Origin of the sequence: Undibacterium sp. 5I2, assembly GCF_035019605.1 — a bacterium.
In the GTDB taxonomy this organism is placed as follows: Bacteria; Pseudomonadota; Gammaproteobacteria; order Burkholderiales; family Burkholderiaceae_D; genus Undibacterium.
In genome coordinates this window covers 1-11,952 of sequence record NZ_JASJVS010000051.1, presented here as the reverse complement: position 1 = coordinate 11,952, position 11,952 = coordinate 1, and the positions used below count along the sequence as shown (strand labels likewise).

General features: G+C 49.4%; 9 protein-coding genes. 5 read left to right on the top strand and 4 right to left on the bottom strand.

Going from position 1 to position 11,952, the window contains the following annotated elements:
* Nucleotides 1-19 precede the first annotated feature (19 nt).
* The 4 genes from gatA (at nucleotide 20) to pyrE (ending at nucleotide 4,187) form a co-directional block, all read left to right on the top strand.
* Nucleotides 20-1,474 (top strand): Asp-tRNA(Asn)/Glu-tRNA(Gln) amidotransferase subunit GatA, encoded by a 1,455-nt coding sequence (gatA, locus tag QN359_RS15595; protein ID WP_322250418.1) that lies wholly within the window; start codon nucleotides 20-22, stop codon nucleotides 1,472-1,474.
* Complete coding sequence (locus QN359_RS15590) at nucleotides 1,471-1,944, top strand: hypothetical protein (protein ID WP_322250417.1); 474 nt, start codon at nucleotides 1,471-1,473, stop codon at nucleotides 1,942-1,944. The genes gatA and QN359_RS15590 overlap by 4 nt, the downstream gene beginning before the upstream one ends.
* Nucleotides 1,945-2,016: 72 nt before the next feature.
* Nucleotides 2,017-3,477: an Asp-tRNA(Asn)/Glu-tRNA(Gln) amidotransferase subunit GatB gene (gene gatB, locus QN359_RS15585; protein ID WP_322250416.1), complete on the top strand. Its 1,461-nt coding sequence runs from the start codon at nucleotides 2,017-2,019 to the stop codon at nucleotides 3,475-3,477.
* A gap of 41 nt (nucleotides 3,478-3,518) precedes the next feature.
* The gene (gene pyrE / locus QN359_RS15580; RefSeq protein WP_322250415.1) at nucleotides 3,519-4,187 is read left to right on the top strand and encodes an orotate phosphoribosyltransferase; all 669 of its coding nucleotides are present in this window, start codon (nucleotides 3,519-3,521) and stop codon (nucleotides 4,185-4,187) included.
* 212 nt (nucleotides 4,188-4,399) lie between these two features.
* On the opposite strand, the gene QN359_RS15575 is transcribed toward pyrE, so the two are convergent.
* From QN359_RS15575 to QN359_RS15560, 4 genes are all read right to left on the bottom strand, one after another.
* Nucleotides 4,400-5,272, bottom strand: a complete 873-nt coding sequence (locus QN359_RS15575) for a glycosyltransferase (protein ID WP_322250414.1) — start codon at nucleotides 5,270-5,272, stop codon at nucleotides 4,400-4,402.
* A 108-nt stretch (nucleotides 5,273-5,380) separates the two neighbouring features.
* Nucleotides 5,381-8,356 carry a rhamnan synthesis F family protein gene (locus QN359_RS15570; RefSeq protein WP_322250413.1) on the bottom strand — a complete coding sequence of 992 codons (2,976 nt, stop codon included), beginning with the start codon at nucleotides 8,354-8,356 and terminating at the stop codon, nucleotides 5,381-5,383.
* A 99-nt stretch (nucleotides 8,357-8,455) separates the two neighbouring features.
* Nucleotides 8,456-9,841: an ABC transporter ATP-binding protein gene (locus QN359_RS15565; protein WP_322250412.1), complete on the bottom strand. Its 1,386-nt coding sequence runs from the start codon at nucleotides 9,839-9,841 to the stop codon at nucleotides 8,456-8,458.
* Nucleotides 9,831-10,649 (bottom strand): ABC transporter permease, encoded by an 819-nt coding sequence (locus tag QN359_RS15560; protein ID WP_322250411.1) that lies wholly within the window; start codon nucleotides 10,647-10,649, stop codon nucleotides 9,831-9,833. Before QN359_RS15560 ends, QN359_RS15565 begins: the two co-directional genes overlap by 11 nt.
* 413 nt (nucleotides 10,650-11,062) lie before the next feature.
* Between QN359_RS15560 and QN359_RS15555 the strand changes: the two genes are divergently transcribed.
* Nucleotides 11,063-11,836, top strand: a complete 774-nt coding sequence (locus QN359_RS15555; protein WP_322250410.1) for an exodeoxyribonuclease III — start codon at nucleotides 11,063-11,065, stop codon at nucleotides 11,834-11,836.
* The last annotated feature ends 116 nt before the right edge of the window (nucleotides 11,837-11,952 follow it).

Here is an 11,952-nt window from a genome sequence, read left to right as displayed (position 1 = left end):
CCATTGGAAAATCACAGCCATGCATAGCAAAACTCTGGCCGAACTGTCGGCCCTATTACACAGCAAACAAATCAGCGCGACCGACTTGGCCCGCCATTACCTCACGCGCATTGCCGGTAGCGAACTCAATGCCTTTCTTCATGTTGACGCCGAAGAAACGCTGAAACAAGCCGCGCTGGCCGATGCCCGTCTGGCCGATGGTACGGCCACGGCCTTGACTGGGATTCCGATCGCGCACAAAGATATCTTTGTCACGCGCCACTGGCGTTCGACCGCCGGCTCGCACATGCTGGAAAATTATGTCAGCCCCTTCGATGCCACGGTAGTAGAAAAACTCGCCGCCGCCGGCATGGTCACGCTGGGCAAGCTCAATTGCGATGAATTTGCGATGGGCTCGTCGAATGAAAACTCTTACTTCGGCGCCGTCAAAAATCCTTGGGATACTACCGCCGTACCGGGCGGTTCATCGGGCGGTTCGGCGGCGGCCGTCGCCGCACGCCTGACCCCGGCCTCGACCGGCACCGACACCGGTGGCTCAATCCGCCAACCAGCGGCGTTTTGCGGCGTCACCGGCATCAAGCCAACCTATGGCAGCGTGTCACGCTATGGGATGATCGCCTTCGCCTCTTCGCTCGATCAAGGCGGTCCGATCGCGCGCAATGCCGAGGACTGCGGCATGCTGCTCAATGCCATCGTCGGCTTCGATGAAAAAGATTCGACCTCAATAGAACGCGCCGCGGAAGATTTCAACCGCGACCTCAACAAGTCAGTACAAGGCTTGCGCATCGGCGTGCCGCGCGAATTTTTCAGCGCCGGCCTGGCCGCCGATGTCGAACAAGCAGTACGCGCCGCGCTGGCCGAGTATGTCAAGCTAGGTGCCATCTTGGTCGACATTTCGCTGCCCAAAACCGAGCTCTCGATTCCAGTCTATTATGTCATCGCTCCGGCAGAAGCCTCGTCGAATCTGAGCCGCTTCGATGGCGTGCGCTACGGTCATCGTGCCGCCAACTACAGCGACCTCAATGACATGTACCGCAAATCGCGTACCGAAGGTTTCGGTGACGAAGTCAAACGGCGTATTTTGGTCGGTGCCTATGTACTCTCACACGGTTATTACGACGCTTACTACTTGCAAGCGCAAAAGATTCGTCGCTTGATCGCGCAAGACTTTGCCGCCGCCTTTGAACAATGCGATGTCATCATGGGGCCGGTGGCACCGAGTGTGGCGTGGGATCTCGGCGCGCAATCGGATGATCCGCTGGCCAATTACCTGGCCGATATTTTCACCCTCTCGACCAGCCTGGCCGGTTTGCCCGGCATGTCGATACCCTGCGGTTTCGGACAAGGTGAAAAAAATGCCCGTCGTCCGGTTGGCCTGCAATTGATTGGTAATTATTTTGCCGAAGCACGCTTGCTCAATGTCGCCCACCAATACCAGCAAGTCACCGACTGGCATCTGCGCAGCCCACAATGAGAGCCGCCGCCCTGATCATGCTGGCGCTGTGCGCCCTGCCACTGCCAGCGCAAACGCTGGATGTGCGCCTGCAGTGCAGCCAAACCTTGCTGGAAAATGGCGATGGTGAACGTTTGATTCTGGCCGATCAGGGCCGTTTTGTACTCGATGGCACGCAGATCAAAGAATTGAACTGGGAATCATCGCAATTGCGGCGCGATCACGGGCATGAATGCAGCATCGATCTCGATGACGAACCGCAAGCCGAAGTCACCGAAACTGGCTGGCGCATCAGCTTGCGCGATGCCGTCACGGCGCGTGCCAAGCGCGGCTATGATTATGATCGCGGCTACCGTTGCAGCATACGCTTGGAGCGTGACGGTGCACTGCTACACATCAAGCCCAGTTGTCCGGCCTTGTGTGGCGCGCGCAAAAATTTCACGGCACTGACAGTCAAGCTCGACGACGGCACCTGCCGCTACGACGAATAAAACAATTGAAACGAATTTTGAGTGCTGCCCAGCTGGCATGCAGCAAACAACAATGACCAAGAAGGAATGATTATGCAATGGGAAGTCGTTATCGGTTTTGAAACGCATGTGCAGCTCAAAACCCAGTCCAAAATCTTCAGCGGTTCGCCGATCGGCTTCGGTGCCGCCCCCAATACCCAGGCCAGTCCGGTCGACTTGGCCTTGCCCGGCGTGTTACCGGTGATGAACAAAGGCGCGGTCGAAAAAGCCATCCAATTTGGTTTGGCCGTCGGTGCCACCATCGCCCCGGAATCGATTTTCGCGCGCAAAAACTATTTCTATCCGGATCTGCCTAAGGGCTACCAGATCAGCCAGTTTGAAATTCCAGTGGTGCAAGGCGGTTTCGTTTCCTGCGCCTTTGAAAAAGATGGCAAGGCCGAAGTACGCGTGATCGAACTGACGCGCGCCCATCTGGAAGAAGATGCCGGCAAATCGCTGCATGAAGATTATCAAGGCATGACCGGCATCGATCTCAACCGCGCCGGTACGCCGCTGTTGGAAATCGTGACCGAACCGGTGATGCGCAGCGCCGTCGAAGCGGTAGCCTACGCCAAGGCCCTGCATGCACTGGTGATGTGGCTCGATATTTGCGATGGCAATATGCAGGAAGGCTCGTTCCGTTGCGATGCCAATGTCTCGGTGCGTCCGTTCGGTCAAACAGAATACGGTACCCGTTGCGAAATCAAGAATCTCAACTCCTTCCGCTTCCTCGAAGAAGCGATCAACATCGAAATCCACCGCCAGATCGAATTGATCGAGGATGGCGGCCGCGTGGTGCAAGAAACCCGTCTTTACGATCCCGATCGCAAAGAAACCCGTTCCATGCGCAGCAAAGAAGATTCGCAAGATTACCGCTACTTCCCCGACCCGGATCTGCCGCCGCTCAAAGTCAGCGCTGAATGGATAGAACAAGTTCGCAGCAGCATGCCGGAATTGCCCGATGCCATGCGCGCGCGCTTCATCGCCCAATTCGGCTTGAGCGCTTACGATGCCGCCCTGATGACCCAATCCAAGGGCATGGCAAGCTATTTTGAAGCGCTCGTCGGCGCCGCCGGTGTGAGCCTGGCCAAAGCGGCCGCCAACTTGATGATGGGCGATGTCGCCTCCACCCTCAAACGCGAAAACACCGAGATCGGTGCCATTCCGCTTAGCCCGGCGCAACTGGCGCTGCTGCTGCAGCGTGTCGCCGACGGCACCATCTCCAACAAAATCGCCAAAGAAGTATTGGCCGCCATGTGGGAAGCGCCGAACAGCGCGTTGCAACTGGCCGATCAAATCATCGACGCCAAGGGCTTGAAACAAATTTCCGACGTCGGCGCACTGGAAAAAATCATCGATGAGGTATTGGCAGCCAATCCGCAATCGGTCGAAGAATATCGCGCCGGTAAAGAAAAAGCCTTCAATTCGCTGGTTGGACAAGCGATGAAAGCGACCAAGGGCAAGGGCAATCCAGCCCAGGTCAATGATTTGCTCAAGCAAAAATTGAGCGCGTAAGTCGCGCACTACCCCTTATTATTTCATACAGCGAGCCTATCGTGAGCAATTTAAGACAAGAATTCATACAATTTTCGGTCGCCGCCGGCGTGATACGCTTCGGTGATTTCGTCACCAAAGCGGGCCGCAATTCGCCGTATTTTTTCAATGCCGGCCTGTTCAGCGACGGTGCCAATCTCGGCCGCTTGGCCGCGTTCTATGCCGACACCCTGATCAATTCCGGCGTCGAATTCGACATGCTGTTCGGCCCCGCCTACAAAGGCATCACGCTGGCCTCGGCCACCGCGGTGGCATTGGCCGCCCGCGGCCGCAATGTCGGTTTCGCCTACAACCGTAAAGAAGCCAAAGACCACGGCGAAGGCGGCAGCATCGTCGGCGCTGAACTCAAAGGGAAAGTCGTTATCATCGACGACGTCATTTCAGCCGGCACCTCGGTACGCGAATCGGTGGAATTGATCCGCGCCGCCGGTGCCACACCGTGTGCGGTGCTGATCGCCCTCGACCGCATGGAACGCTCGGGCAAGGAACCGAATTTATCGGTCAATTCGGCGGTGCAAGAAGTCAGTCAGGCGTATCAGATGCCGGTGGTGTCGATTGGTAATTTGAATGATTTGTTTGAGTATTTGTCACGCACCGATGGCGATGCACAACTTCAGCAAAACCAGCTCGCGGTGGCGGCTTACCGTGAGCGCTATGGTGCCAGTTATTAATACTTGTCATTCCCGCGAGCGCCCAATTCGTCATTGCCGCGCGCTTTTGACGGCAACCCAGTGGCGTTCGCAGATAACTGAAAATGCCCGAAATGATGGCGTTTTCAGTGGTAAAAACCGCGCTAGGTTGACGCCAAAGGCAAGGAAGAACGACGCACAACTTAAGGCCTGCGCCTACCGAGCAATCACCGAAACCAGTTGAATTCGCGGCTTTATTTATTTCCAATAACGTTAATCACATCGCGAATACTCATTTTATTTTCTTTACTTGCAATGCCAAGCTGCCGAAGGACGGCCGCACTAACGTCCGTGATACACCGTCGAACTTCAATTTGCGCAGCCACCGCCGCATATTCACTCACCCGGTCTTGGCTCAATCCGACGCTGTGCGCGACCGTATTGCTGCCATCTGACTTGAAATAATAGTCCCCGATTACGGTTCCCAAAGCGGAAAAATCCGATGCGTAAGTAGCGCAAATTCTGAGCAGCAGATCATAGTCTTCTTCCCACGTTAGCGATGTATTGAATCTCAAGATATCAGCAGAGACCACAGAACGGTCAATTAAGTAAGAATGAATCGGACAAAAATTTGCTCGAAACAAGTCACTCAAAGAACTGCCGCTGAATGGTGCCGCCGCTTCTTTTACGGCACAGAGAAACTGAGAAAAAATATCCACACTTAATAATCTGACTGTCGCAAACGCAATACCCGCGTGAGTACTTCTTAAGTTCTGCACTAAGATAGAGTAGGCTTCCGGATAGAGCACATCATCATAATCGAGAAACGCGACGTACTGACCTCTCGCAGCGTCTAAACCCAAATTTAACAATTCAGTCCTCGCATCAGCAGAAGACGAATTTGTTAAATTTTCAATTTGAATAGTAGGGCAATTTGGGAACTTCATCAACGAAGCCAGATTAGCCCTCAGCAAACACAACTCTTCATCAGTAAATCTCTGAACAACGATAATAATATTAAGAGATTTATAAAATTGACCGACTAAAGAAAAAATACATCGGTTTAATTCGAGTAAACGACTGCTATCGTGAAACCTGACGATGCAATCAATTTGGTTTTTTACCATAAATTGTATTTGAAAAATTTGACTTAGAATTGACTGCCCACAAATTGCAAGCTTGCGTATTTCAGCGGCAAGCAAAACAAAATTGGCATCCGTAAAAAATACATCCGCTTACCAACGTGGGTTGGAAAAACTGAACTGGTGAGTGAAATCGGCATACTGAGACCACTCCTTCGGTACCGTCTCCACCGCAACACTTGGAACAACAAAATTTCTTTCTACCAGCGTCAATTTCATTTCCTGCTCAAATTCAAACGCATTCCATTTTTTTGCCAAAATATACCCTGAGCGTAAAATCATTTCCAGCGTGGCAGGAGTCATTTTGCGATTCGTCACTGAATGAAAAAATAAGGCTCGCGGGTTAGTTTTCAAAGCAAAACCATGCGCCTTAGCTCGCCATGAAAAATCGACATCCTCGCAATACATAAAGAAAGTCTCGTCAAATCCAGCTGTGGCCTCAAAAGCCGCTCGCGGCACAGCTAAGCAAGCACCAGACACCCAAGGGGTATCCAAGGTGTGAGGATCATATGGCTTTGGATGCTCAGATGGGAATTGGAGAGCCTCCACAATTGCACGGCCATTTGCTGCCATCATGGTTTTCATCATTTCGCTGATTGCATCAGGATGCAAAGCACCATCAGGATTAATCGCAATGTACACATCAAACTGCCGAGCAAACGCAATTTTCATCAAGTGATTGTGCCCGGCACCAAATCCTACATTCCCTTTCGGCGCTTGCCGCTCGATTAAATCGGACTGTTCGATATACTCAGTCGTATCTGCGCCGTTATCAAGGACAAACAGCTTAGCATTTACTTCATACCCGGCTGTTTGCAAGGAAATCTTGGCAGACTCTATGGCAAGCCTTAATTCTTCGCGACTATTATTGTAAGAAACCAAACCTATCGCTATTTTCACAGCGGGATCGAGCACTATTGCCGTCCCTAAAGCGCTGTCACGAACCCGCTCAAACAGGGATGATGCAGCGTTCGCGACGGCTGGAACTGGTAAAGCTCGCGGCTTGACACCATTTGGCTTGAGGAGCTCAAAACCGTATTCGGCCTGATAGTGCAGAAACGCATCAGCATCAGCCACTTCGATGATTGCAGGAGTGTTTGCAAAAAACTCCGAACAAGCAACTTTCATCCATTGGTAGCCAGCATATTCACAGCTGTGAAAGAACACGCGCTCCAGTGCATGCGCCAAGGTCGCGTCGGTTTGCCCGAGTTCAGGATCAAACTTTTCTATACTCAAGTGCAAGTCGAGCAAGGGTTTTAATGCCGCCGTTCTGGCCCAAAACATTGAGCCTGAAGGAAAGTCGAGTGCGGCTTTTTCATCGATGCCAAACCCCATCCGGGTCGCCAAGGCAGAGGCTTTTGCAAAATTTCCACCCCAGTTAGTCCAGTGCCGCATCGGCTCAAAATGTTGCGAAGAAATCATTCCTAATTTCGGGTTTGTCTCAAATGCAAACAAAATCGACTTAACAATTTCTTCATTCCCGAGCAAACTTTCGAATATAAAGTGACGCCAAGGGGCTAACACATTGGCATGGTGTGATCGTTTTCCGTGCAAGCACAACACGTACTCGTATTTATGATAAACATCAGCAAAGCTGATTAATTTCGGCGCGATGTCTCTGCCACGGTTGGGAACAATTCGGACATCCACCGTCCCCTTAGTCCAACTTTTAAAAACCTGTTGGATAATTCCCGCTTTAAATGCATCCGTAGTCGAAATATAGATATCTACATTGCAGGGTATTTTCGAAAGATAAGTGCGGCACTCAACCGCGAGATCTTCGTAAAACAAGTGAATCACGGCGGCGACAACGGTGTTGTCAGCTAAAACCGGTAATTCAAATTTGAACGGAATCGCCAAACTGTAATCAATGTCTAAAGAACGCGCTGCTTCAGGAGGCGTAGCGACGGTCGGCAAGGTCAACGCCGCTACCTTGGAACAAAATTTCGTGAAAATTTTATTCTTCGCAAGAAATTTCCGCTTTAATAAGTTTGCCAGGTAAGGCCAACCTTTTGTCGGCCCCAGAAAAATCAGCTCTGTTAAGAAAATACTTCTTTTCAAAAAACGCCCTATCGCTTGTCTGAGCGACAACGGTACTGCTCTTGCAACATAGCGTAGTGGCGCGGAAATCTGCCAAGTCGTTGAGGTCAAGATCGTTTGTAAAACCAGATTGGTTTTTCGCGACTCTTGCTCTATTCGTGCAAGTTCCTCTTCAAGCCGATTCTGCTGTTCGGTCAACTGCAATTTCCCAGCCACATGTTTTTCACATTCATGCTTTTTTTCCAGCAACATCGTTTTTAAGTTAAGGATTTCTGCTTCAAATTTTTTCTGAGCAACATTATTTTTTAACTCGTACTGCCGATAAATTTCTGCCAGAGAAGTATCGAGTTGCCTGGTTTCGCTCGGAAACGCAGTCAAAATAAATTGAAAGGCCATGGCGTTCGGTCGTTCTTGAATTTTTTTCCGTAAATCCGCATCCAGTGCGTCCCAATACTTTGAAAATTCGGGATGGTCGATATCCGCATTGACGCTGTCAAAATGTACTACCGAGTAAGCCTTGGCCAAGAGGAGCTCACGCAAACTTTGCTCGGTAAAAAAATGGACGTGGGTTTTATCGAGAAGGCCCGTTTCAGCATAATGAAAAGTACCTTGAAGCAATGATGCAATGACGCCACCATACGCAATATTGGGGGTCGAAATAATCAGTATTCCATCAGGCTTCAAAAGCTGCCGGAAATATTCAAAGCACCTACCAGGATCACGTAAGTGTTCTAATACATCGGCAGCAACGATGACGTCGAAGGCCGCCTCGCCGCTCATCTCTTGAGGCCAGTCGGCATTTTCTAAATTAATCGCATACACGGCGCTGCAATACTGCCGAGCCGTCTCGACTGCAACAGCATCAAAATCGACACCAACCACTTGGCATCCATGTGCTTGCAATATTGCAGACATATGCCCGGAGGAACATCCTAATTCCAATACTCTTTTGTCATAGCCGACCAAACGTATTACACGTGCTGCAATACTGTTTGAATTGATATCAAATTCATAAGCGTATCGGTTCATTCTACAAATATTCCTTTTTTTATTCGAAATACACACGATCGCCGTGTTTTCGCTGTATTTTCGATCAGAGCAGAAAGTGAAACTTTTCTGAGCTCTAAATTATTCTGTAATTTTAAATTCTATTTTCCGCATAGGAATACCGACTAAACCGGTGACCGCCGACGATGATTCTGATCTTAAAATCATCGCATCGTTAATCCAGTCCAAAGGGATATGCTCTTCATTGCTACCGGAGGCAACAGCAACGCAAATAGAGTATTCCCCCTTCAACAGAATCGGCATGAGAAAGTGAAATTCTGCAACTATCGCGCTGCCCGCTCGAACATTCAGCGGAGCATCATGGTAAGTAAAGTAAGTGTTATCACCAAATAAGATTTGACCCAAGCGGTCTTTTACGTAAAAACCAATGATGGGTGAAAAAATATCTTGTGTGATGTTTGCTCGGATAATAAATGTGACTTCTTCCCCGCCAACAACCCAAGTGAGCGGGGTATTAGTTTCATCGCATAACTCAACCGAAAAAATCTCGGCTTCCTTGGTACCGAAACGCGAGACATCTTGGTTAAATTCAATAATTTTTATATCGTTGCGTAGATTAGTGTTATTCAACCACGCCAAGCGGCCATCTTTTCGTTCGACTGAGATGGCTGTTCGTTTCGCTGTTGGCTCGATTTGGACACGAGCGGCAGGACCCTGGATAGATTCATAAAATGCTTGCAGATAAAGATCAGAAACCTCTTTCGCCGACCCATGGGCTTGCACCACACCCTTCTCCAGCCAAAGCGCGGCTTGACAGATATTTTTTACCGCTGCCGTGTCATGACTGACAAAAAGTATAGAGCCGTTTTCAAGAAATTTTCGCAGAAAGCGCATACATTTTTGTGTAAAAAATGCGTCGCCTACTGCTAAGGCCTCGTCAATCACAAGAATATCTGCATCAACATGGGCAATGACAGCGAAAGCGAGACGTACATACATCCCGCTTGAATAAGTTTTCACTGGCTGATCAATAAACTCACCAATATCAGCGAAAGCGATGATGTCATCCAAGCGCTGGGCGACTTCCGCCCTCGACAGACCGAGCAACTGACCGTTCATGAAAATATTTTCACGACCTGAATATTCGGGATTAAATCCTGACCCTAATTCCAACAAAGCAGCCACGCGACCTTGAATTTGCACGTCTCCAGTCGTCGAATTCAAGGTGCCACAAAGAATTTGCAACAGTGTGCTTTTCCCTGAACCATTGCGGCCAATGATGCCGAGCGTCTCGCCCTTTTTTAATTCAAAATTGACGTCGCGCAATGCCCAGTGTTGGCGCGAACAAGCCGCCGCCAACTGAGACAGTTTTAAGCGAAACTTTAAAACAGGACACAAGCGTGCTAGCAAGGAATACAAACCTTGGATCAATCGATCGTTCGGTTTATCATACATTTGAAAGCACTTGCCAACGTTAGTAACTTTTATGACGAGGTTAGAGGACATCAGCAAATCCTGACCGTGTTTTTTGAAAACAAACAAACCCCAACCATGCTGCAAGACAAGACATTGCCGCGTAGATTAGCCAATGGCTTAAATCCGGCACCAAGCCCCAGATTTGAACGTTGCGTGCTTGCTCTATAGGATAGACCAATGGATTAAATTGAGCAATTTTTTGCCACCTGACAGGTACTGAGGACAAGGGAAAGAAAACCGGCGACAAAAACATCAAGCCCGTAACAAAGATACCAATCGTTTGTCCTATATCCCTCAAAAACACTCCCAAGGCCGACAATAACCAACTAAACCCCAGACAAAACAGAAAAAATGGCAAAACAATAAAAGGGAGGAAGAATACCGTCAAAGGAATGTGCCCAATCAATATTAGTTGAAATATAAGCAATACTGACGCACTCACGAGCATATGAAACATCGACGAAAGAAGATTTACGCAAGGTAGTATCTCCAAAGGGAATATTATTTTTTTTACGTAGCTCTCATTGAGCAATATCAGTCCAGGTGCCCTGGTGATATTTTCGGCGAACAGATTAAATATAATTAAGCCAGTAAACAGTACGATGGCGAATTCGCTACGTGAGGAATTGCCTGCGCTCCAACGCGCTTGGAATATCTCACCAAAAACAAAGGTGTAGATGACCAGCATGAGAATTGGGGTGAGGAGCGACCATAAAACACCAAGTTTAGATCCTTTGTATTTGCCAACGGCATCACGTTTGGCTAATTCAATGATAAGTTCTCTATGTTTAAATAAAGTACGGGCAAGTTGTAGAGGAGAAGTTGAGTATTTCGTCATTGCTTAAGTAACACATGCAGATAAACCATTACACGTGTATGTAGTAGTTGGTGGAATCCCACACAAAAAATGGGCAGCGCATTAATTTGGTTCGCCAAAAAGCCTGAAACACGCTCAATGAAGCGATCCTGAGCTTCAACTTTCATAATCGCAAGCTCTATTACAAATGGTTAATCTTATTTAAGAAGGTATAATTATTTCTTCTAAGTATACCACTGGGCCAAGAGCAAGTTAACTTAAGTTAGCTAAACGACAATTTTCTCATGGGGATAGTGTTGTCAGAAGTGCGCCGTCAAACCACATTAGCAAACCCATATTCCCCTACGGTAATTTTGCAGTCCCCGACTATTCGGCTCAGCATAGTTAGGCTTCGCGAATACCCTTACTAACTTTTTAGCTTCGACAGTAATTCCATGACCAAAATCATCTCCGCCAACCTGAATGGCATCCGTTCCGCTGCAAAAAAAGGCTTTTTCGAATGGATGGAACAGCAAGATGCCGACTTCGTCTGCGTGCAGGAATTAAAAGCCCAAGCCGGCGACATGACGGCAGATTTCCTCACACCGCACGGCTGCCATGGACATTTTCATTATGCGGAGAAAAAGGGTTATTCGGGTGCCGGCGTCTACAGTAAGCAAGCACCGGATGCCGTGCATATCGGCTTTGGCAGTGCCGAATTCGATCCGGAAGGACGTTATGTGCGCTGCGACTTCGGTAATTTGTCGGTGATCTCGGTGTACTGCCCATCCGGCTCTTCCTCGCCGGAACGGCAGGAAGCCAAGTTCCGCTTCATGGCCGAGTTTTATCCCCATCTGGCCATGCTGATGGCGGCCGGACGCGAACTCGTCATCTGCGGCGACTGGAATATCGCGCACAAAGAAGTCGATTTGAAAAATTGGAAGAGCAATCAGAAAAATTCCGGCTTCTTGCCCGAAGAACGGGCTTGGCTCAGTCGCTTATTCGACGAGCAAGGCTGGGTCGACGTCTATCGCCAGTTGCACCCGGACTTGACCGGCGAAGCCTACACCTGGTGGAGTAATCGCGGCCAAGCTTGGGCCAATAATGTCGGGTGGCGCATCGATTATCATGTCGCCACGCCGGCCATGGGTGCAACAGCGCGCTCGGCATCCGTTTACAAAGAGCAGCGCTTTTCCGACCATGCACCGCTGACGATTGTCTACGCCTGAGCAAAAAACAAAGCGTCGCTTGCGACGCTGGAACCAGCCAACAACTTAATGGATCGTCGCAAGCGACGATGGAAAAGACTCTGGAAGGGGTTTGCATCCCCTCCCATCGCGTCGCT

What these genes read in the sequence shown, in the direction of transcription:
- gatA (WP_322250418.1), top strand. Translation starts at nt 20, where the DNA reads ATGCATAGCAAAACTCTGGCCGAACTGTCGGCCCTATTACACAGCAAA.
- QN359_RS15590 (WP_322250417.1), top strand. Translation starts at nt 1,471, where the DNA reads ATGAGAGCCGCCGCCCTGATCATGCTGGCGCTGTGCGCCCTGCCACTG.
- gatB (WP_322250416.1), top strand. Translation starts at nt 2,017, where the DNA reads ATGCAATGGGAAGTCGTTATCGGTTTTGAAACGCATGTGCAGCTCAAA.
- QN359_RS15575 (WP_322250414.1), bottom strand. Translation starts at nt 5,272, where the DNA reads ATGGTAAAAAACCAAATTGATTGCATCGTCAGGTTTCACGATAGCAGT.
- QN359_RS15570 (WP_322250413.1), bottom strand. Translation starts at nt 8,356, where the DNA reads ATGAACCGATACGCTTATGAATTTGATATCAATTCAAACAGTATTGCA.
- QN359_RS15565 (WP_322250412.1), bottom strand. Translation starts at nt 9,841, where the DNA reads ATGTCCTCTAACCTCGTCATAAAAGTTACTAACGTTGGCAAGTGCTTT.
- QN359_RS15560 (WP_322250411.1), bottom strand. Translation starts at nt 10,649, where the DNA reads ATGACGAAATACTCAACTTCTCCTCTACAACTTGCCCGTACTTTATTT.
- QN359_RS15555 (WP_322250410.1), top strand. Translation starts at nt 11,063, where the DNA reads ATGACCAAAATCATCTCCGCCAACCTGAATGGCATCCGTTCCGCTGCA.